A 22,821-nucleotide genomic window follows, 5' to 3' on the forward strand; every position below is an offset into this window, starting at 1 on the left:
ATTGATAATTTTTAGGCTTAAAAAATATGTCATCAATAAAATTACATTTGAAAAAATATGCCATCAATAATTTTGAAACAAAATGAATGAATTATTAGCACTGGGCAATATTAATTATTTTTTTGCTCGAATCAGAGATGATTAGAATTTTTAAAACAATTTTAAAACCAACCAAAAAAGAAAACTATCTAAATGACAAATCAATGAAAACAAAGATCACTCAAATTTTAAAGAAGAGATATTACCTCTTGTTTTTCTTTAGTTTATTATTACAGCAAACGTACGCACAACAGCAAATAACCATAACGGGAAAAGTAATCTCTGTAACAGGAGAATCGATTCCGTTTGCCAACGTTGTGATCAAAAACACAAAAAACGGTGCCGTTACAGATTTTGACGGAACATACAAAATCATTGCAGCCGGAAACCAAACGCTAATTTTTAGCTCACAAGGCTATAAAACAACAGAAATTGAAATCAACAACAAAACTTCCATCAATGTTACATTACAAGGAGATGCGATGAAACTGGATGAAATAGTCGTAGTAGGTTACGGATCACAGCAGAAAAAAGACCTTACAGGAGCTGTGTCGCTGGTAAAAGCTACAGAAATCCAAAAAAGACAGGTAACAACAGTTGCCGATGGACTGCAGGGTTTGGTAACTGGAGTTAAAGTTCGAGGCGGAGGACGTCCCGGACAGGAAGCAAATATTGAAATCCGTGGATTGAAAAATCTGCAGAACACTAATCCATTATACGTAATTGATGGGGTTATTACGACTGCAAACAGAGATTTTAACCCAAACGATATTGAATCGATTCAGGTTTTAAAAGATGCTTCGGCAGCAGCAATTTATGGTTCCAGAGCTGCAAACGGTGTAATTATCATTACGACCAAAAAAGGTAAAAAAGGACCGCTTGTGGTTGAGGCATCTGCAAAAACAAGTTTTACTACGATTCCACGATATGATTTAATGGGAACAGAAGAATTCGCAAAATTGAATAATCAGGCTTATGATAATGCCGGAATTCCAAGACAAAACTTAAATATGGCAGTTAATACAGACTGGCAGGATGAAGTTTTCAGAACAGGAATGATGCAGGATTATAATGTAAGTTTTGCCGGAGGAGGCGACAATTCCAGTTTTTTTATGTCTGGTAATTATTTTGGAAATGAAGGAACTGTTATCGGAACTGATTTTGACAGAATATCATTCAGGGTAAATTCCAGCGGTTCGAAAGGAATTTTCAGCATTGGAGAAAATTTAGCCATCAGCAATTCAAAAACAGATGAAATGTCCGGTAACCCAATTATTGATGTTTACAGATTAACGCCGACAATTCCGGTTTATGATGAAGCAAATCCGGGGGGCTACGGCTACGGTAAACAAGGTGTTGCCGATACTTTTGGTACCAATCCTCTGGCAATTGCTGATTTTGCAAATACTATAAATGAAAATTTTAGAATTAGAGGAAATGTATGGGCCGAGTTAAAATTTGCCCCATGGCTTAAATATCGTTTCAACTTTGGATATGAAACCAGTTTTGATTCATACAAATTTTTAAGAAAAGTGGGGAACTGGACATTAAACCAACCGCCGGATCAATCGTATACAGATCAGAATAAAGGAAGGTCTCAAACAAAATTATTCGAAAACACGCTGACTTTCAAAAAAGAATTTGGCAAACATGATTTAACGATTTTAGTTGGTCAGACTTTTCAAAAAGATACTTATGATCAAATTTACGGTACAAAAAGAAATCTGCCTATAAACTCAGGAACAGGACAATATTATGATGTTTTAAACCAGGGAGATTCGCCTGTAGTTGGAGGTTTTATAAACGAAGCGGCTTTAGCATCTTATTTAGGAAGATTAGAATACAACTATGACAATCGTTACTTGTTTAATGCAGTAATCAGACGTGATGGTTCTTCAAGATTTAGTGATGACAATAAATGGGGTAATTTCCCGTCAGTTTCTGCCGGATGGAGAGTAAGCAATGAATCTTTCTTTAAATCAGAGTTTATAAAAGATTTAAAATTAAGAGCAAGTTATGGAGAATTAGGATCAGGAAACATTGGCAATTACGAATATAAAAGCTTTGTCAATAATTTTGGACAGATTGTTTTAGGAGATGGTCAGATCTTATATCCATCTGCAGCTCAGGTAAGATTATCAAATGCAGAATTGCGTTGGGAAAAACTAAAACAAACCAATTTTGGTTTAGATCTTGGTGTCCTTAACAATGATCTTCGTTTTACGGCAGATTATTTTATTGCCCGTACAGAAGATGTATTATTTGGTTTTCCAATTTTATTAACTACAGGTAACGACGGCGGTAATCCAATTTCTAATGCTGCGACTGTAGAAAATAAAGGTATTGAATTGGAACTGGCTTACAGTAAAAAAATCAATGATTTCTCATTTAATGCTTCTGTCAATTTTACCAAAGTAAATAATAAACTGGTTTCATTAGGTAATGGACAAAATGAAAATATTTCGGGAAATACAATTACACGTCAGGGAAGTCCTGTAGGAATGTGGTACGTTTTACAAACAGACGGATTGTTTCAGTCTCAGGAAGAAATTCAAAGTTACAAAAATGCAGAAGGAAAAGTAATTATGCCAAATGCTGTACCGGGAGATATTCGTTTTAAAGATGTAAATGGTGACGGAGAAATCAACAATAAAGATAAAGACATTGTTGGAAGTCCATGGCCCGAATTTGAAATGGGTTTAAATGCCGGAGCAGAGTATAAAGGTTTTGATTTTTCCATGAACTGGATTGCTTCTCATGGTGCAACTGTTTATGACGGATATAGAAGTGTTGTGGATCGTTTTGATGATAATAGTAATTACAGAAGAGGAATTCAGCCATGGACTCCGGAAAATCCAAATACTGATTTTCCAAGAATTACAAAAGGTTCAACCTTAAACTCAAGAGGAGACAGTGACCGTTTCCTGGAAAACGGTGATTTTATCAGGCTTAAATACATTGGTTTTGGTTATAACCTGCCTGATACTGTCTTGAAAAATTCAGGAATTACAAGAGCAAGATTAACCTTATCGGCCCAAAATATTATTACAATTACAAAATACAAAGGCTTAGATCCGGAGTTTACTAACAGTAATATTTTTGAAAGAGGAGTAGATAATGGTGCTTTCCCAAATCTTCAGACTTATTCTTTTGGTGTTGAGTTTAGCTTTTAATTTTAAAAAAATAGCATAATGAAAAAAATAATAATAATAACCGTAGTTTTTCTGGGTCTGTTTTTTGCATCATCTTGCGAAAATGAATTAGATCTGAACAGCCCAAATGATATAACTGTAGATCAATACTGGAAAACTGAAACTGATGCACAGGCTGGCGTTAACTCCATTTATGCCATGTTTTATAAAGACGGCTTGTGGGCGAGATGGATTTATTTTCGTTTGGACCTGACTTCTGACGAAGGATTTAGTAATAGTCCGTGGACAGAATTAGCAGACTGGACAAGATTCAATTATATCAATTATAATTTTTGGGAAGGAAATGTTGTAACCTGGAGAGATACTTACAAAGCTGTTTTTAGATGTAATCAGGTTTTGGCTTATGTCCCGAATATTACATTTCAAAATGAAGAGGATAAAAAGAGAATTTTAGCACAAGCGAAGTTTTTCAGAGCCTTACATTACTATTATGCAGCTATTCTTTGGGAAAATATTCCTTTGGTTTTAGAGCCGTCAACCCCGGCAGATTTACCGCAGCAAAGAAATATAACAGAAGTCTGGGCTCAGATTGAAAAAGATTTAAATGAAGCCTATACTGATTTGCCGGCAGAATGGGCAGGCGACCAGACAGGAAGACCGGATAAAGGTGCGGCAAAAGCTTTTCTTGCAAAAGCATACATGCAGCAGCACAAATGGCCTGAAGCAAAAGCAGCTTTAGAATATTTAATTACAGGTCCCGGTGCTAGATACAGTTTAGTTACCAATTACAGAGACAATTTTACGGATGTAAATGAAAACAACAGTGAATCTGTTTTTGAAATTCAGTTTGGAGATCAAAGAAAAGGCGGAACTGGTGAAGATCCAAATGCAGCAGTTTCCAGTAATCGCGGTCAGTTTTTTGCACCAAGAGGAATTGGATGGTCTGACGGACAGGCACGTTATTGGTTAGTAGATGCCTTTAAGCAGGAAAAAAACAAAGATGGAAATTTAGATACCAGATTGCGATATACTTTATATTATCCGGCTTTAGAAGCAGATTTTGGAGACAAAACTTACGGAAGAAACTGGGAATGGGGCAATAATGAAGCATGGTTTAGAAAAGGAAGCCGTGATTATTACAGAAATAATGAAGATTATTACAGTCAGGTAAATTACAGACTTGTTCGTTATGCTGATATTTTATTACGCTACGCCGAAGTTTTAAACGAAACAGGAAATACTGCACAGGCGTATCAATATGTTGATTTAGTTCGCGCACGTGTCAATATGAACACTTTGGCCGCTGCACATCCTGAAATTGGAAACGATCACGATAAATTTTTAGAAAGATTAAAAACAGAAAGAGTTTTAGAATTAGCCGGAGAAAGTGTTCGCTGGGAAGATTTAAAACGCTGGGGAGATTTAAATTCTCAGGCTTCTGTTGATAAAATCGCGCTTCGTGATCCTGATTTTAAAAACTTTACGGTAGGTAAAAATCAAAGATTACCAATTCCGCAGGTAGATGTAGATAATAATCCAAACCTGGACCAGCATCCTGAATATTAATTATTTAAAAGGGAACCGGAAAAAAAAATCCGGTTCCCTTATAAAAGAACGATCCCGTTCATAACAACAAAATTATAATGAAAAAAGTAAAATTGTGTCTGACATTTATGTTGGCAGGATTAGTATTGCTAAGCTGTAACAACAAAAAGAGTACTTCTGAAGAAAATAAAAAAGAAACTGCAGCAGTTGAAAAAAGAGAAATCTGGACAAAAGATCAGGCTGCTAAATGGTATGCAGAACAGCCTTGGTTAGTAGGCTCAAATTATTCTCCCAGCACAGCTATAAATCAGTTAGAGATGTGGCAGGAAGATACTTTTGATCCCAAAAGAATTGATCAGGAATTAGGCTGGGCAGAAAATTTAGGAATGAATGTAATGCGCGTTTACCTGCACGATTTATTGCACCAGCAAGATGCGGAAGGGCTTTACAAGCGCATGGACCAATTTTTGGAAATTGCAGATAAACATCATATCAAAACGCTTTTTGTTTTATTTGATTCCTGCTGGGATCCGTTTCCGGCTTTAGGTAAACAACACGCTCCAAAACCACACACGCACAATTCAGGCTGGGTGCAGAGTCCGGGACAAAAAGCACTGCAGGATAAAACGCAGTATCCTCGTTTAGAGAAATATGTAAAAGAAACCGTTTCAAAATTCAAAGATGACAAACGTATTTTAGGATGGGATGTCTGGAACGAACCGGATAACATGACAGGGCCATCTTATGAAAAAGTCGAAATCAAAAATAAAGTCGATTTAGTTCTTCCGCTCTTAAAAAATATTTTTGTGTGGGCTAGAGAAAGCAATCCGTCACAGCCGTTAACTTCAGGAGTTTGGGTTGGAGACTGGAGTGATGAAGCAAAGATGCAGCCAATGCACAAAATGCAGTTAGAACAATCTGATATTGTTTCTTTTCACAATTACAATACGCCTCAGGATTTCGAAAAAGTAATTAAACAATTGCAGCGTTACGGAAAACCAATGATTTGTACTGAATATATGGCAAGACCAAACGGAAGCACATTTGAAGGTTTTCTTCCAATTGCCAGAAAATACAATGTCGGAATGATTAACTGGGGATTTGTTGATGGAAAAACACAAACAAAATACGCCTGGGACAGCTGGACAAAAACATATACTGCTGAACCAAAACTATGGTTTCATGAAGTATTGCACACAGACGGAACTCCATACATCAAAGCCGAAACAGATTTGATTAAAAAACTGACTTTGGAAGCGAATAAGAAATAAGATTTTTTTGCCACAGATTTCACAGATTAAGATGATTAATCTTTCTAATCCTTTAATCTGTGGCAAAATAATATTCTCTATAAAAAACATAGCCCAAGGTTTCAACCTTAGGAACCTTGTGAAACATACGCTGCAATAATCATTGCGTCCCCAAGGTTGAAACCTTGGGCTATGTTCAAAAACAGATTAAAAAAATAATCCATTTAATTCTTTTAATCTGTGGCAAAAAACATTTTAATCGTAACAGAAATAAAAATGAAAAAAATAAAACAGCTCTTTTTACTGATAGCAATCGTAATTGGATTTTCTGCGAAAGCACAGCAGCCAGATCCGCCGGGACAGGTAAAAGGAAATGAAAAGCCAAAAAATGAAGCCTATCTTTTTGCGCATATGACACATACCGATTATGGCAGATTGTATTATTCTGTAAGTCTTGACGGTTTGCATTGGGAAAACCTCAACAACGGAAAAAGAGTTTTTGAAGAGTATAAAGGACATCCGGATATCTGTAAAGGGCCGGATGGGAAATATTACATCGCGGGAAATACGGGCGATGATGCCAAAGCAATCAATATTTGGGTTTCTGAGGATTTGATTACATGGAAAAAACATTCAGATTATACGCCTGATTTAAAAAGTACACCTGATTATTCAAATGCTTTACAGCGAATAGGTGCCCCAAAGTTATATTACGATAAAGATTCTGAAAAGTTTATCATGACATGGCACACACCGCATCTTGAAGGGACAAAAGAAGATGGCGAACGTTATTGGGCAAGCCAGCGAACTTTATATGTTTTATCTAAAGATTTAAAAACTTTTGAAGGAATGCCAAAACGTTTATTCGATTGGGATATGGGCACGATTGATGTTTTTATTCGAAAAGTCGGTGATTCCTACTACGCTGTGATTAAAGACGAAACGTATCCAACTTTGTATTGGACAACTGGAAAAACCATCAGGATAGCCAAATCAAAATCCCTTTTAGGGCCTTATTCTTTGCCCCAGCAATCTATCAGTCCAAATTTTAGAGAAGCGCCAATGTTAATTCCTTCTCCCGATGATAAAATATGGTACATGTATTACGAACAATATCCCGGTGTTTCTTACGGGTTATCGATCGCAGACAATTTAAACGGCCCGTGGTTTCAGGCATCAGGTTACACTTTTTTCTCTGATTGGGACAAATACAGTTTACCTGAAAAAGTACGCCACGGCTGTATGATTACAATCTCTAAAAATGAATACGACAATCTGGTGAAAAAATTCGGGATTGTAAAAGATATTAGAAGTAAAAAGTAAAATGAAGAATGCTTAAGGTTAGATGTTAGAAGGTCTTTTTTTGAGTTAATAGACTAGTGGATTTTTAATCGGAAATAATATATCCATCTAACATCTAACCTTTACCACCTCACATTTTACTATAAAATGTGGTTAATTAAGTTAGTTTAAGTAATTGCCAGGCTTATGTGGATATAAGTCTGGTAATTCAATTTTGATTTTGAAGAATCACGGCATTATTTAATGAAAAAATGTCCAATACATATAGAGCATGAAAAGAAAAAGTATCCTTTTTTTAGCCTTGTTTTCAATATTTGCTGCAAATGCACAATGGAAAGCGCAGGGAGACAAAATCAAAACAAAATGGGCTTTGGAGGTTGACCCGAATAAAACTTTACCTGAATATCCCCGTCCTATTATGGAGCGAAGCCAATGGAAAAATCTGAATGGTTTATGGAATTACGCCATTCAGGAATTTGGAAAAACAGCACCTTCAAAATACGACGGGCAGATTTTGGTTCCGTTTGCGGCTGAATCGAGTTTGTCCGGCGTAATGAAAGAAGTAGGTTCAAAAAATGAACTTTGGTACGAAACCAATTTCTCTGTTGAATCGGGTTGGAACGGAAAAAATATTCTTTTGCATTTTGGTGCTGTAGACTGGAAAACAGAAGTTTTTATTAACGATATAAAAGTTGGTTCTCACACGGGAGGATATACTCCGTTTACTTTTGATATTACGCCATTTCTTCAAAAAGGGAAAAATCAAAAACTGGTCGTAAAAGTTTGGGATCCATCAAACGACGGACCTCAGCCAAGAGGAAAACAAGTTAAAAATCCGGAAGGAATTTGGTACACACCTGTAACCGGAATTTGGCAGACAGTCTGGATGGAACCTGTAAATCCTAAAAATATTACGGTGTTAAAAATAACACCCAATATTGATCAAAATACGATAAGCATTAAAGCCGATGTAAACGGAGCAGAAAAAGGTGATTTAATTGAAGTTACTGTTTTTGACGGAGAAAATGAAATCGCTAGGCAAAAAGCTGTAGTCGCAGAAAGTAATGATATCATTATAAGTAACCCTAAATTATGGTCGCCGGAAAATCCATTTTTATATCAGACTAAAATCCGTTTAATCAGCAAAAATAAAATAGTGGATGAGGTGAAAAGTTATTTTGCAATGCGAAAAATTTCATCAAAAAGAGATGAAAACGGAATTATGAGAATGCAGTTAAATAACAAAGATTATTTTCAATTCGGACCTTTAGATCAAGGCTGGTGGCCAGACGGATTGTACACAGCACCAACTGACGAAGCCCTAAAATATGATATTATTAAAACTAAAGAATTAGGCTTTAATATGATTCGAAAACATGTTAAGGTAGAACCGGAACGCTGGTATACACACTGTGATCAGCTAGGAATTTTGGTTTGGCAGGATATGCCGAGCGGAGACGAACAGCCAATTTGGCAAAACACAAAATACTTCGACGATACCGAATTACAGCGTTCGCCAAAATCAGAAGAAATTTACAGAAAGGAATGGTGCGAAATTATGGATCATTTGTATTCCTATCCAAGTATTGTGGTTTGGGTTCCGTTTAACGAAGCCTGGGGACAATTTAAAACCGTCGAAATTACCGAATGGACCAAAAACCACGATCCAGGACGTTTAGTAAATTCATCAAGCGGAGGAAATCATTTTCAAATAGGCGATATATTAGATCTCCATAATTATCCGGGACCTGAAATGTATTTATACGATGCCAGAAGAGTAACTGTTTTAGGAGAATATGGCGGAATTGGTTTACCATTAGAAGGCCATTTATGGAGAGCAAATGACAACTGGGGTTATGTTAAATTTAAAAATCAGACAGAGGTAACCGCCGAATATATTAAATACGCGAAAATCCTGAAGAATTATGTAAAAACAGGATTTTCAGCTGCAGTTTATACACAAACAACAGATGTTGAAGGTGAAGTAAACGGATTCATGACCTATGATAGAAAAGTAGATAAAATGGATTTTAAAGCGGTAAATCAAATGAACATAGAAGTTATTAATGCACTGAATCAGAAATGATTTTTTTCTCTCACAGATTTTGGAGATAGAGCATTTTTTTATCTGCTTAATCTGCCAAATCTGTGAGAGAAAATTTAAACACATAGAAACATAGTTTTTTAGAATCGTAGAAAATGAAAAAATACCTATTCCTTTTATTGCTCACCACCCTAAGTTTTGCACAACAGAAAACTTTTACAAACCCAATTCTTCCATCAGGTGCAGATCCATATTCAACCTATTATAAAGGATATTATTATTACACAAATACGCTTGGAAACCGTTTAGTTTTATGGAAAACAAAAGATTTATCAGACATCAGAAATGCGGAAAGTAAAGTGATTTGGACACCGCCAAAAAACACAGATTATTCGGCAGAAATATGGGCGCCTGAATTTCATATCATCAAAGGAAAATGGTATTGCTATTTTGCTGCAGACAATGGAGACAACAACAATCACAGAATGTATGTTTTAGAAAACAAATCATCAGATCCGTTTAAAGGTAATTTTGAGTTTAAAGGAAAAATTGCAGCCCAGACAGACAAATGGGCAATTGACGGAAATGTTTTTGAATATAAAAAACAGCTTTATATGATTTGGGCCGGCTGGGAAGGAGATACCAACGGACAGCAGAATATTTACATTGCAAAAATGAAAAATCCGCTTGAAATTGACGGTGATCGTGTCCTGATATCATCACCGGTAAATGATTGGGAAACGCACGGAGCACTGCATGATGATGTAAATCCGGCACAAGTAAATGTAAATGAAGGCCCTCAGTTTTTAGAAAGAAACGGTAAAATTTTTATTGTTTTTTCGGCAAGCGGATGCTGGACAGATTTTTACTCATTGGGATTATTATCCTTTAGTGGCGGTAATAATTTGCTGGATGCATCGGCTTGGAAAAAATCTCCGGATCCCATTTTTAAACAATCAGATAAAAATAAAGTTTATGCACCGGGACATAATTCTTTTTTCAAATCTCCAAACGGGAAAGAAGACTGGATTTTATACCACGCCAATTCAAATCCTGGTGAAGGCTGCGGGAACAAAAGATCGCCAAGAATGCAGAAAATAAATTGGAATGCAGAAGGATTTCCTGTTTTAGGCGAACCGGTAAGTACAGAAACCAAACTTGAAATTCCTTCAAAATAATATAACTATTTAAAATTCTCAAAAATGAAAAATATTCAAATAGCAGCAGTTTTAATGCTCGCACTTTTTCAGTTTAACTGCAAAGACAATAAAAAGGAAAACGAAACAACAAAACAAACAACTGCGATAGAAACAGATTCAGTAAAAACCGTTTTGGAAACTAAAAATTTTGACACTGTAATCGACGGTAAAAAAGTCAATTTATACTGGATTGAAAACAAAGGAATCAAAGCTGCTTTTACAAATTACGGCGGAAGATTAATTGGACTCTGGGTTAAGGATAAAAACGGAAAACCAACTGATGTTGTAGTTGGAATGAACAGCGCAAAAGGTTTCAAAAACGCTACAGAACCTTATTTTGGAGCGACGATAGGAAGAGTTGGAAACCGAATTGCGAAAGGGAAATTTACATTAGAAGGAAAACAGTATCAAATACCACTGAACAATGGAAAAAATGCTTTGCATGGCGGTGTAAAAGGTTTTCAGGATGTGGTTTGGAATGCTGAAAAAACAAGTGAAAACACTTTAGTTTTTACTTATGTTTCACCCGATGGAGAACAAGGTTTTCCGGGAAAATTAAATGTAAAAGTCATTTATACAATTACAGATGATAATGCTGTAAAAATGGAATATGAAGCAACGACAGACAAAACAACTATTGTTAATCTGACGAATCATGCCTTTTTTAATTTAAACGGAGAAGGAAGCGGTACTATTTTAAATCACGAACTGCAGATTTATGCCAATGAATTTACGCCCGTCGATGAAGGTTTGATTCCGTCCGGAGAATTAAAATCAGTAAAAAATACGGTATTTGATTTTACTTCAAAACATACAATCGGCGAAAGAATTGAGACAAAAGAGGAGCAGTTAAAATTCGGGAAAGGATACGATCATAATTATGTTTTAAACGGAAAAAAGAAAAACGGACTCAATCATGCCGCAACAATTTCTGGAGATAAATCGGGAATTACACTGGATATTTTTACGGAAGAACCGGGATTACAGTTTTACAGCGGTAATTTCATGCAGTCAAAAAATACTTTTAAAAGCGGTGCAAAAGATGATTTCAGAACAGCATTTGCTTTAGAAACCCAGCATTTTCCGGATGCGCCAAATCAGCCAAAGTTCGCCCCGATTGTTTTAAAACCCGGAGAAAAATATCATACGGTTTCTTATTATCAGTTTTCTGTGAAATAAGTCATGAGTTATAATTTAGTTCAAAGCTTTGTCATTGCTCGTTCATCGTAATGCAATAAAATGTCGATAAACTGTGCTTTCTTCTACTTCGCTCAGGATGACAAAATTGAGGAAAAACCTTTGCGCACTTTGCAGTTAAAAAACATTAAAATCAAAAAAATGAAAAAAATATTAACCCTGATAACATCACTTTGTGTTTTTGGAGCCTGTTCGCAGGAAAAAGACACAAATTTGCCAAAAGAAACAAAATCCGGTTCGATTTTGCTGGCAGATCCAACGATTTTTTACAATAACGGAATGTATTATTTATACGGAACCACAACTGGAGATATTCCAAATGGTGAAGGTTTTCAGGTTTATACGTCAACTAATTTAAAAGACTGGAAAGGTCCGGCTGGAGCACAAAATGGTCTGGCTTTAAAAAAAGGTGATGCTTTTGGAGATAAAGGTTTTTGGGCTCCGCAGATTCTTTCGTATAAAAACAAATTTTATATGATTTATACGGCAAATGAAAATATCGCCGCAGCAAGCAGTGATAGTCCGCTTGGGCCATTTAAAAGCGAATCAAAAGAGCCAATTATAAAAACCGGAAATCAGATTGACCCGTTTATTTTTATTGATGAAGACGGGAAAAAATACCTGTATCATGTTCGGTTAACAAACGGAAACAGGATTTTTGCCGCAGAAATAAACGACGATCTTCAAAGCATAAAACCAGAAACTTTAACGGAATGTATTTTAGGAGTTTTGCCTTGGGAAAACACCCAAAACGTAAGCTGGCCGGTTACAGAAGGTCCAACAGTTTTAAAGCACAACGGTTTGTATTATATGATTTATTCGGCAAATGATTTCAGAAATCCGGATTATGCTGTAGGTTATGCGACGAGCAAGAATCCGCTTGGTCCTTGGGAAAAAGCTGCAGACAGCCCAATTATCAGCAGGAAAAACACCAAACAAAACGGAATTGGGCATGGCGATGTTTTTTGGGACAAAAACAATAAAATGTATTATGTTTTGCACACACATTATAATGAAAGTGCCGTTTCTCCAAGAAAAGCAGGAATTATTGCCATAGAATTTAAAGATGGAAAAATAACGGCTGATCCTGCCAGTTTTCAATTTTTAAAAAATTAGTAATTAAAAGCCTTCAGTATTTGAAGGCTTTTTTTATTCATGGAAAGTTTCAAAACCTTATGGATATGAGTTAAACTTTTTTCGTTTTTTGAAACAAGTTAACTCATATTTTTTTATAAGGATAAACTTTCAAAAAATCAAAAAGAACATCTAAATTTGCAGATATTTAAAGGGAATATTTATTAATAAAAAAGTGAGATGAGTCATTTTTCTGAATATGAAAAGATGCCTGAAAACTTTAATCAGTTAGGGCAGAATGAAAAGCTTGTAAAAAATATGAACAGGCTGAAATGGGTAGTGACAGAAAAAATACATGGAGCTAATTTTAGTTTTATTTATCAAAACAGGAATTTAAACTTTGCAAAAAGAAAAGAGATTTTAAAATGGAACGATGATTTCTTTGGATTTCAAGCTGTAATAAATAAAACAGAAACTCAGATAATCTCCCTTTTTGAACAACTAAGCATTGACTTTAAGGCAGATAAATATATCATTTACGGCGAATTATTTGGCGGACATTATCCTCATCAGGTTATAGTTCCTGAACCCAATTTGCAGGCAATACAGACAGGTGTTTATTATTCACCGTCAATTAATTTTTGTGCATTTGATATTGCTTTTGAAAAGAATGGTAAAAAAGAATATCTGGATTATGAACTTGCAGTTTCTTACTTCGAAAGATTTTCTGTTTTTTATGCTCAGATTCTCTTTAAAGGAAAACTAAATGAGGCTTTGGAATTCAATAAGAGGATTAGCTCAACCATTCCGGCTTTGTTAAATCTGCCTACAATTCAGGAAAATTTAATTGAAGGAATTGTCGTGAAACCGTTAAAGCATACGGGATTAATTAATGATAATGAAAGGCCGGTAATAAAGCTGAAAAATCCGGAATTTAAGGAGCAAAAATTCCATCAGGCTCAGAATTGGTTTTACATTCCTGAGGTTTCATCACATTCTGAAGAATTGACTTTCCTGATTGATGATCTTCGGTCTTATATTACCCAAAACAGATTGAATAGTGTATTGTCCAAAATCGGTGCAATTGATTTTAAAAATAGTCAACGAATGGAAAGTATCTACAATGAATTCATCGAAGATGTTTTATTGGATTTTACTATACAAAATGATAAAATTCTTGATGAAATTTCAGATGAACAAAGAAAATGGATTATAGATCGCATAAAACCGGAAATAACAGTATTGGTTGAAAATCATAATCGGATTTAGTAAATCTGCTTTTTTAGAGCAGGTTAAATTTTTCGAAAACTCTTTCAAAACAGTTGTTGGTCGAAATAATAACAATTAGAAAAGGAATTTAAATTAATATTGTGTTCTTACTACTTAATAAGCTGCACGATGAAAAATGTTTTTCTTGTTTTATGCATTATCTGCATTGTATTTTCTGCTAAAAGTCAAAATAAAGTAAAAGCTCCGGAGCCTTTTGGGCCGCTTCCTACGCAAAAACAAATAGACTGGCAGGAAATGGAATTTTATGCTTTCGTACATTTTTCATTAAACACTTTTACTAATAAAGAGTGGGGTTACGGTGATGAATCTCCGGAATTGTTTAATCCAACAAATTTAGATGTCCGTCAATGGGCGCGTATTGTAAAAGCGGCCGGAATGAAAGGGATTATTTTAGTAGCAAAACATCACGACGGATTTTGTTTATGGCCATCGGCGTATACGGAACGTTCTGTGAAAAATTCTCCATGGAAAAACGGAAAAGGCGATTTGGTAAAAGAATTGGCCGCAGCCTGCAAAGAATACAATTTAAAATTAGGATTATATCTTTCGCCCTGGGACAGAAACCGTGCAGATTACGGCAAACCGGAATATGTAACTTATTTTAGAAATCAGCTTAAAGAATTATTAACAAACTATGGTGATGTTTTTGAAATGTGGTTTGACGGTGCCAATGGCGGCGACGGTTATTACGGCGGTGCCAATGAAACCCGAAAAATCAATACGCTTGAATATTACAATTGGGATGAAACCTATAAGCTGATATACAAAATTGCACCTAAAACCCTTGTTTGGGGAGTTGGTCCTTCTGAAGCAAGATGGATTGGAAATGAAGAAGGCCGTGCGGGAAAAACAAACTGGTCTCTTTTACGTCAGAAAGATGAGCTGGCAGGAAAGGTTCATTATACCGAATTTATGTCGGGACATGAGGATGGTGAAAAATGGGTTCCGGGAGAAGCCGATGTTTCAATAAGACCGGGATGGTTTTATCATTCGGTGGAAGATGATAAAGTACGTTCGCTGGATGAAATGGTCGATATTTATTATGAATCCATTGGGCGAAATGCAACTTTGTTATTAAATCTTCCGGTTGATAAAAGAGGTTTGGTTCATGAAAATGATGAAAAAAGATTAAAAGAATTAGTCGAAGTAATAAAAGCCGATTTTAAAACAGAGTTACTATCAAAAACAAAAATTTATGCTGATAATGAGCGAGGAAATAGTTTAGAGTTTACTGCGAAAAATGTTGCTGATGCAAATAAAAACTCCTATTGGGCTACAGACGATAATGTAAAAACAGCTTCAATAACTTTTGAATTTGACAAGCCAACGGATATTAATCGAATTGTACTTCAGGAATATATTGCACTTGGACAGCGTGTAAAAGCATTCAATGTTGAGGTTAAAGTAGATGGAAACTGGCAAATGGCGGCGAATGAAACTACCATTGGTTATAAAAGAATTTTAAGAATTGGCCGGGTTAAGGCATCGGCATTGAGAATCAATATTACCAATTCGAAAGCAAATATTGCAATCTCAAATATTCAGGCTTATAATGCACCCACTTTTGTTCGTATGCCTGAAATTCAGCGTGATAAAAACGGAGAAGTAACCATAAAATCAGAAAACGGGAATCCTGTTTATTATTCGCTTGACGGAAAAAATCCAACGAAAAAAAGTACTTTATATAAAGGAGCATTCAAATATAACAAAGCCGTTACTATAAAAGCGATTGCTATCGATGCTGCAGAAAATATCAGCAGTGCTGTAAAAACTGCAAAATACGGCGCATCAAAAGAAAACTGGAAAATCATTCAGGCTTCAGGCGGTGATTTAAAAACTGCTGACCGAATTATCGACGGAGATCCAAACACGGAGTGGAGTTTTGGAAATGAAACCCATAAACTTCCTCAGGAAATAACAATAGATATGGGAAGTATCACATCGCTCAACGGATTTACGTATATACCGCAGCAGGTGGGCAACAATCTTAATTTAATTTCAAATTATGAATTTTACACCAGTACTGACAATATAAACTGGATATTAAAGTCTGAAGGTGAATTTTCGAATATTAAACACAATCCGATTGAGCAGGTTAAGACTTTCAAAAAGACCGAGGCCAGATACATTCGTTTTATAGCGAAGGCAGCAGTAGCAAAGGGATTCACTGCTTCGATTGCCGAAATAAATATAATCGAAGGATTATAATTGCCTTTTGAATTGTAATCTTTTTGCTTAAAGTTACGAATTTTGTCTTATAGCGAAGGTTACAGGTTATTAGTCGAATTTTTGATTATTTACATTATCTAATATTTAATTTTATACTAAATAATTAGAACAACAGGCAAATGATTAAAGAAAGTATAAATTTCAAAGAAGCTGGAAAGTTCGAAGAAACGCGTTTTGAAAAGATTCACAATGTAATTTTTGATTCGTCTAAAGAGGCTTCGATTTTAGTAGCTCAGGAAATAGCCAATATCATTCAGAGAAAAGAAGAATTAAACGAACCTTGTGTTTTAGGTTTGGCAACCGGATCTTCTCCCATAAAAGTTTATGAAGAATTAGTTCGTCTTCATAAAGAAGAAGGTTTAAGTTTTGAAAACGTAGTAACTTTTAACTTAGATGAGTATTATCCGATGGATAAAAACGACATTCAAAGTTACTGGTATTTTATGCATGAGCATCTTTTTAATCATGTTAACATTTTGCCGCAAAATATTAATATTCCTGACGGAAACATCAGCAATGAAGATCTTCAGCAATATTGTATTGATTATGAAATGAAAATTAAAGCCTATGGCGGATTGGATTTTCAGCTTTTAGGAATTGGAAGAACGGGGCATATCGGTTTTAATGAGCCGGGATCTCACGTAAATTCAGGAACCAGAAGCATTACCCTGGACCACTTAACCCGTGTTGATGCGGCTTCCTCTTTTTTAGGAATTGACAATGTGCCCAGAAAAGCTATTACAATGGGAATTGGTACAGTAAAAAATGCCAAAAGAATTGTACTCCTTGGATGGGGAATCAGCAAAGCAGAAATTATAAAGAAAACAATCGAAGGTGAAATTTCATCCAGAGTTCCGGCGACATATTTACAACAGCACAACAACACAACTTTTGTTTTAGATACCGAGGCTTCGTCTGAATTAACGAGAGTAAAAACGCCATGGTTGGTAAAATCGGTAATCTGGACAGACGAATTAAAACTGAAAGCCGTGGCCTGGTTAAGCGAATTGACCAAAAAACCTTTCCTGAAACTGACAGACAAGGATTATAATGATAACGGAATGTCCAGCGTTTTGACGGAAGAAGGAACTGCATACAATTTGAATATTAAAATGTTCAATAAAATCCAGCAGACTATAACGGGCTGGCCGGGCGGAAAACCAAATGCAGATGATACGTACAGACCGGAACGTGCCACTCCGGAAAGAAAAAGAATCATCATTTTTAGTCCGCATCCGGATGATGATGTGATTTCGATGGGAGGAACTTTTGACCGATTGGTAGAGCAGGGGCACGATGTTCATATTGCCTATCAGACTTCTGGAAATATTGCCGTTTCGAATCAGGAAGCTTTAAAATTTGCCGAAATTACAAAAGCTCTAAATGCTGATTCTATTGAAGCGGAAAATATTATTGACTTTTTGAAAAACAAAAAAAGTAATGATATCGATTCTCTGGAAGTTAGAAAACTAAAAGGTTTAATTAGAAGAAGTGAATCTTTGGCAGCAACAAGATATTTAGGTCTTCCGGATTCTAATGTGAATTTCCTTGATCTTCCTTTTTATGAAACCGGAACGGTAAAGAAAAATAATCTTGGTGAAGCTGATGTCCAGATTATGTGTGATATCATCGAAAAAATAAAACCTCATCAAATTTATGCAGCCGGAGATTTAGCAGATCCGCACGGAACGCACAAGGTTTGTCTGGATAGCTTATTTGAAGCTTTGAAACGATTGAAACACAAAAGTTTTATGGATGACTGCTGGGTTTGGCTTTACCGAGGGGCATGGCATGAGTGGGAGACGTACCAGATTGAAATGGCGGTTCCGATGAGTCCGGATCAGGTGCTGAAAAAGCGTCATGCAATTTTCTATCACCAGTCTCAAAAAGATGGTGTAATGTTTCAGGGCGATGACAGCAGGGAATTCTGGATTAGGGCAGAAGACAGAAACAGATTAACAGCAGAAAAATATCACGCTTTAGGTTTAGCAGATTACTCTGCAATTGAAGCTTTTAAGAGGTATTTCTTCTAAGAAAATATTTAAAATAAAATAGACTATTTCATGTGGTTTATTTGGTTAGTTACCAAGTTTTGAAATGCAGCCGTGGTTGGCTGCATTTTTTTTTTGTGTATAGGTTTTAACGCAGAGGTTTTTCGCAGAGCACGTCGTCATTTTTTGTATGTCAGCTAAAAAGAAAAAACCTTTGTCAAAGTTTCAAACTTTGACAAAGGTCTGCGAAATTAGACTTTTAACATCTAACTCATTTACAAACTATATAGAAGAATTTAAAATTCTTTGTTTTACATGATCGATGTATGATCTTCCAATTACATATCTAAGTCCTTCTATTTCAATGCTGTTTCCTTCAACGGCGTCGATTTTATCAATTGCAATGGTGTAGGATCTGTGAATTCTCAGAAAGTTTTTTTCGGGAAGTAAATCTGTAAAATCAGATAATGTGCTGTGTATAATGTATTTTCCTGTTGTAGTGTTGATTTTTAAATAATCTTTTAGGCTTTCAATAACCAGAATTTCGTTGAAGAAAATCTTCTTCATTCTTTTTTTATCAATCTTAACAAAAATAAAAGGGCTGTCGGGATTACTTTCTAGTGGAGTATTGGTTTTATTCTCTAATCTCTTGCTGATTTTATTCAGCGCTTTCATTAATCTTGGAAACTCGATGGGTTTTACCAGATAATCTAAAACGTCGAGTTCGTAAGTTTCGATTGCAAACTGGCTGTAAGCACTTGTAATGACTAATAATGGGGGATTATCAAGACTTTTAATAAAATTAATCCCATCTAAAACCGGCATATTTATATCAAGAAAAATAACATCAACTTTATTATTTTTCAAAAAATTCAGGCCTTCAATCGGATTACTGAAAGTATCTATTACCTCAAAATTTTCAAGCGGCTCTAAATAGTTTTTTATAACATTGATTGCCAATGGCTCATCATCAATAATCAAACATTTTATTCTCATTTCTATAATCTTATGTTATCGAGCGAAATATTTTATCAGGGTAAACTTATATACGAAGAAAAGTTGTGTCAGGTTACTTTAATCACCAGCTTTACGACAAAAATATTCTTTTTATTTTTAAATGAAAGCTTATAGTCACTTTTATTATATCCTAATTCCAGTCTTTTTTTGACATTTTCTATACCTATACCACTTGACTTGTTAAAATTGTCCTGATGTTGTGTAATTTCTGGCGTTGGGTTGGAAATAGTAAAGTGCAGGAAATCATCTTTTACCTTAAACCGGATGTCAATTTTTACTTTTCCGGTGTTTTTATTTACGCCGTGCTTAAAAGCATTTTCTACAAAAGTCAGTAAAATTACCGGAGAAATTTCTTTATCGTGAATATCGCCGGAAACTTCCATGTTTACTTCCAGACGTTCGTCATTTCTGATTCTTTCCAGATCAAGGTAATTCTGAATGCAGAGAATCTCATTTTCTAAACTTTGTTTTTTTCCTTGTGTGTCATAAAGCATATAACGCATTAACTCTGAAAGTTTTAAAACAATCTTTGGCGTTTTGTTTGATTTTTCTACCGATAAAGAATAGATATTATTTAAAGTATTGAAGAAAAAATGCGGGGAGATTTGGGATTTCAGGAAAAGCAGTTCTGTCTCCAGCTGCGATTTCTCCAGATCTGTTACTCTTTTTTGTTCTTTTAAAAAGTCTAACGTAATTTTAATTGCCGTAACAAAGGTCATTACATACAATTCTCCCATCATCATATCAATGGTATAATTGAGTGTTAATTTGTCAATTGTTTGCGGACCTTCCGGCCATACTTCATGTGTGATTAAGAGGTAAGTAAGATTAAATTTTATTAAAACCATAGCAAAAATGGCAGATAAAACCGCGAGTACATATAAAATGTATTTTTTTCGATAAACGAGATGCGGCATAAAAACCAGAATATTCAAATAACATAATGTCATATGAATAGGAAAACCCAGTAAATTAGTTTTTAGAGAATAGAGATAGTCATTAAAATAGCTTCCCCATCTAAAAGTATTAAATAAGAAATAAGTCAGCCAAAAAACCACATGATAATACAAAGGTATGCGGTATAATTTGTTAGAATTGAAATTCATAATATGAGTATGTTTTGTGACTTTTTTTGATGTTTATCTAAGTTTATGTGTTATCCGTCTAAATAAGTTTTAATAAAAAGTCAGTTTGTTTAAATTTAAAGTTAATTAAGGTTGTTTTATATGAAGAAATTTATCGTGCCTGTTTTATTTGTAATTCTGGCTACAAGTTGTAAAATAAAGTCATACAAAAATAATAATCAGGAAAATATTTTTGTAAATCATGTTGATCCATTTATCGGTACAGGCGGACACGGCCATACTTACCCCGGCGCAACAGTTCCTTTTGGGATGTTACAAGTTAGTCCGGATAACGGAACCGCAGGCTGGGATTGGTGTTCCGGTTATCATTATTCAGATTCTATTGTTTCTGGTTTTAGCCATTTGCATTTAAGCGGAACCGGAATTGGAGATTTGGCAGATATATTATTTATGCCGACAAATAAAAAAGTAGATCTAACATTAAAAACAACTTCAAGAGATCAATTACCCTATAAATCATTTTACAGTCATGTTAACGAAAAAGCAGCACCGGGCTCTTACCAGGTTTTTCTTAAGGATCCTAAAATCAATGTAGAGCTTACTTCTTCTCAAAGAACAGCTTATCATAAATATACATTTGCAAAAAACGATAGACAATCTGTAGTTGTCGATTTAGGGTTTGCAATAAATTGGGACAAAGCTTTAAAAACAGCCATTGCGATAGAAGACCAATTTACTATCAGCGGTTATCGTTACAGCACAGGATGGGCAAAAAATCAAAAAGTATTTTTTGTGGCCAAGTTTTCAAAACCTATTACAGAATCAGTTTTAACGGCTGATAAACAAATTGTTAACGGTAAAAAAACAGAAGGTACAAATACGGCGGTACAATTATTTTTTGACACTCAAAACTCAGACGAATTATTCGTAAAAGTGGCTTTGTCGTCTGTAAGTACGGCCAATGCCAAAGATAATTTAGATGCAGAAAAAGTAACTTTTGACAATACAAAATCAGAAGCTTCTTCGATTTGGAATAAAGCATTAAGCAAAATTAAAGTTGAAACACCGGTAGATTCGTTAAAAACAATTTTTTACACTGCGATGTATCACACACAAGTTGCCCCTGTAGCCTATAGTGATAAAAACGGTCAATTTAGAAAAGAGGATGATCAAATTGTTACAGCAAAAGATTATACCGCCTATTCGACCTTATCACTATGGGATACTTTTAGAGCAGAAAATCCTTTGCTGACTTTATTGGCGCCAGATAAAACTTCAGACATTATAAATTCAATGCTGGCCTACTACGATAATAAAAAAATATTGCCGGTTTGGACTCTATACGCCAACGAAACCAATACAATGACAGGATACCATTCCATTCCGGTAATTGCTGATGCCTATTTAAAAGGTATAAAAGGTTTTGATGCAGAAAAAGCATTTCAGGCCATGAAAGCTACGATGATGCAGGACGAACGCGGTTTAAATTTGTATAAAAAATACGGCTATATTCCTTATAATTTATTAGATGAATCGGTTACAATTACTTTAGAATATGCTTATGATGACTGGTGTGTAGCACAAATGGCAAAAGCTTTAGGAAAAACCGAAGATTATAAGTTTTTCTTAAAACGCTCTGAGGCCTATCAATATTTATTTGATTCGAAAAGCGGATTCATGAGAGGAAAATCAGAAGATGGAAAATCATTGAATGAACCTTTTGATCCAAAACATTCTAATCATAGGGAACATACAGATTACACCGAAGGAAATGCATGGCAGCACAGTTGGTTTGTGCCGCAAAATGTAGATCATTTAATTTCGATTCACGGTGGAAATGAAATCTTTAACAAACGCTTAGAACAGTTGTTTACGGAAAGTTCAGAGATTACGGGAAATAATGTTTCGGCAGATATTTCCGGATTAATAGGGCAGTACGCGCACGGAAACGAACCAAGCCATCATATTGCGTACATGTTCAATCATTCAGGACAGCCGTGGAGAACACAATATTGGGTGCGTCATATTTTAGATACACAATACAATACAACGCCAAACGGATTGAGCGGAAATGAAGACTGCGGGCAAATGTCGGCGTGGTATGTTTTCAGCTCAATGGGATTATATCCAATGAATCCGGCATCTGGTGAATACGAAATTGGAAGTCCGATTTTCGAAAAGTCAACAATTAATCTTGAAGGCGGAAAAACATTTGTAATCGAAGCAGAAAATGTTTCAGATAAAAACTTTTATATCCAGTCGGCAGTATTAAACGGTGTCGAATTCAATCAAACAGCAATCACACATCAGCAGATTTTAAAAGGCGGGGTTTTACATTTTGTAATGGGAGCACAGCCAAATAAAAACTGGGGAACAAAAAAATAAACAAAACGTAACTAACCTACTA

General features: G+C 35.3%; 14 protein-coding genes. 12 read left to right on the plus strand and 2 right to left on the minus strand.

The genetic code is table 11. The features are described 5' to 3' along the window. Positions 1 to 203: 203 nt before the first annotated feature. The 11 genes from ASE21_RS20980 (at position 204) to nagB (ending at position 18,354) form a co-directional block, all read left to right on the plus strand. The gene (locus tag ASE21_RS20980) at positions 204 to 3,212 is read left to right on the plus strand and encodes a SusC/RagA family TonB-linked outer membrane protein (RefSeq protein ID WP_057124729.1); all 3,009 of its coding nucleotides are present in this window, start codon (positions 204 to 206) and stop codon (positions 3,210 to 3,212) included. A gap of 18 nt (positions 3,213 to 3,230) precedes the next feature. After that, positions 3,231 to 4,757: a RagB/SusD family nutrient uptake outer membrane protein gene (locus ASE21_RS20985; RefSeq protein WP_057124670.1), complete on the plus strand. Its 1,527-nt coding sequence runs from the start codon at positions 3,231 to 3,233 to the stop codon at positions 4,755 to 4,757. Positions 4,758 to 4,834: 77 nt separating this feature from the next. Continuing rightward, entirely contained in the window at positions 4,835 to 6,007 is a 1,173-nt protein-coding gene (locus ASE21_RS20990; RefSeq protein ID WP_057124671.1) for a cellulase family glycosylhydrolase, read from the plus strand. A 255-nt stretch (positions 6,008 to 6,262) separates the two neighbouring features. Next, the gene (locus tag ASE21_RS20995) at positions 6,263 to 7,309 is read left to right on the plus strand and encodes a glycoside hydrolase family 43 protein (protein WP_057124730.1); all 1,047 of its coding nucleotides are present in this window, start codon (positions 6,263 to 6,265) and stop codon (positions 7,307 to 7,309) included. Positions 7,310 to 7,559: 250 nt separating this feature from the next. After that, positions 7,560 to 9,374 (plus strand): glycoside hydrolase family 2 protein, encoded by a 1,815-nt coding sequence (locus ASE21_RS21000; protein WP_057124672.1) that lies wholly within the window; start codon positions 7,560 to 7,562, stop codon positions 9,372 to 9,374. A 113-nt stretch (positions 9,375 to 9,487) separates the two neighbouring features. Next, the gene (locus tag ASE21_RS21005) at positions 9,488 to 10,510 is read left to right on the plus strand and encodes a family 43 glycosylhydrolase (protein WP_057124673.1); all 1,023 of its coding nucleotides are present in this window, start codon (positions 9,488 to 9,490) and stop codon (positions 10,508 to 10,510) included. Positions 10,511 to 10,534: 24 nt separating this feature from the next. Further along, on the plus strand, positions 10,535 to 11,710 hold the full coding sequence (locus ASE21_RS21010; RefSeq protein ID WP_057124674.1) for an aldose epimerase family protein: 1,176 nt from the start codon (positions 10,535 to 10,537) through the stop codon (positions 11,708 to 11,710). Between the two features lie 159 nt (positions 11,711 to 11,869). Next, the gene (locus ASE21_RS21015; protein WP_057124731.1) at positions 11,870 to 12,844 is read left to right on the plus strand and encodes a glycoside hydrolase family 43 protein; all 975 of its coding nucleotides are present in this window, start codon (positions 11,870 to 11,872) and stop codon (positions 12,842 to 12,844) included. Between the two features lie 198 nt (positions 12,845 to 13,042). Beyond that, a complete protein-coding gene (locus tag ASE21_RS21020) occupies positions 13,043 to 14,071 on the plus strand; it encodes an RNA ligase family protein (protein ID WP_057124675.1) in 1,029 nt (342 codons plus the stop codon). 129 nt (positions 14,072 to 14,200) lie between these two features. After that, positions 14,201 to 16,300, plus strand: coding sequence for an alpha-L-fucosidase (locus tag ASE21_RS21025; protein WP_057124676.1), 2,100 nt, complete (start codon positions 14,201 to 14,203; stop codon positions 16,298 to 16,300). 140 nt (positions 16,301 to 16,440) lie between these two features. Then, positions 16,441 to 18,354: a glucosamine-6-phosphate deaminase gene (gene nagB / locus ASE21_RS21030; protein ID WP_057124678.1), complete on the plus strand. Its 1,914-nt coding sequence runs from the start codon at positions 16,441 to 16,443 to the stop codon at positions 18,352 to 18,354. Positions 18,355 to 18,594: 240 nt separating this feature from the next. On the opposite strand, the gene ASE21_RS21035 is transcribed toward nagB, so the two are convergent. Together ASE21_RS21035 and ASE21_RS21040 are read right to left on the minus strand one after the other, a co-directional pair. Next, positions 18,595 to 19,308: a LytR/AlgR family response regulator transcription factor gene (locus ASE21_RS21035; RefSeq protein WP_057124679.1), complete on the minus strand. Its 714-nt coding sequence runs from the start codon at positions 19,306 to 19,308 to the stop codon at positions 18,595 to 18,597. A 68-nt stretch (positions 19,309 to 19,376) separates the two neighbouring features. Further along, positions 19,377 to 20,435 (minus strand): sensor histidine kinase, encoded by a 1,059-nt coding sequence (locus tag ASE21_RS21040; protein WP_057124681.1) that lies wholly within the window; start codon positions 20,433 to 20,435, stop codon positions 19,377 to 19,379. 120 nt (positions 20,436 to 20,555) lie between these two features. Here ASE21_RS21040 and ASE21_RS21045 point away from each other — a divergent pair, with 120 nt between their 5' ends. Then, a complete protein-coding gene (locus ASE21_RS21045) occupies positions 20,556 to 22,799 on the plus strand; it encodes a GH92 family glycosyl hydrolase (protein WP_057124682.1) in 2,244 nt (747 codons plus the stop codon). The last annotated feature ends 22 nt before the right edge of the window (positions 22,800 to 22,821 follow it).

It is taken from the genome of Flavobacterium sp. Root901 (assembly GCF_001429765.1).
In the GTDB taxonomy this organism is placed as follows: Bacteria; Bacteroidota; Bacteroidia; order Flavobacteriales; family Flavobacteriaceae; genus Flavobacterium.

Coding starts and splice junctions, on each gene's coding strand:
- ASE21_RS20980 (WP_057124729.1), top strand. CDS start 204: ATGAAAACAAAGATCACTCAAATTTTAAAGAAGAGATATTACCTCTTG.
- ASE21_RS21045 (WP_057124682.1), top strand. CDS start 20,556: ATGAAGAAATTTATCGTGCCTGTTTTATTTGTAATTCTGGCTACAAGT.
- ASE21_RS20985 (WP_057124670.1), top strand. CDS start 3,231: ATGAAAAAAATAATAATAATAACCGTAGTTTTTCTGGGTCTGTTTTTT.
- ASE21_RS21015 (WP_057124731.1), top strand. CDS start 11,870: ATGAAAAAAATATTAACCCTGATAACATCACTTTGTGTTTTTGGAGCC.
- ASE21_RS21010 (WP_057124674.1), top strand. CDS start 10,535: ATGAAAAATATTCAAATAGCAGCAGTTTTAATGCTCGCACTTTTTCAG.
- nagB (WP_057124678.1), top strand. CDS start 16,441: ATGATTAAAGAAAGTATAAATTTCAAAGAAGCTGGAAAGTTCGAAGAA.
- ASE21_RS21040 (WP_057124681.1), bottom strand. CDS start 20,435: ATGAATTTCAATTCTAACAAATTATACCGCATACCTTTGTATTATCAT.
- ASE21_RS20990 (WP_057124671.1), top strand. CDS start 4,835: ATGAAAAAAGTAAAATTGTGTCTGACATTTATGTTGGCAGGATTAGTA.
- ASE21_RS21005 (WP_057124673.1), top strand. CDS start 9,488: ATGAAAAAATACCTATTCCTTTTATTGCTCACCACCCTAAGTTTTGCA.
- ASE21_RS20995 (WP_057124730.1), top strand. CDS start 6,263: ATGAAAAAAATAAAACAGCTCTTTTTACTGATAGCAATCGTAATTGGA.
- ASE21_RS21020 (WP_057124675.1), top strand. CDS start 13,043: ATGAGTCATTTTTCTGAATATGAAAAGATGCCTGAAAACTTTAATCAG.
- ASE21_RS21025 (WP_057124676.1), top strand. CDS start 14,201: ATGAAAAATGTTTTTCTTGTTTTATGCATTATCTGCATTGTATTTTCT.
- ASE21_RS21000 (WP_057124672.1), top strand. CDS start 7,560: ATGAAAAGAAAAAGTATCCTTTTTTTAGCCTTGTTTTCAATATTTGCT.
- ASE21_RS21035 (WP_057124679.1), bottom strand. CDS start 19,308: ATGAGAATAAAATGTTTGATTATTGATGATGAGCCATTGGCAATCAAT.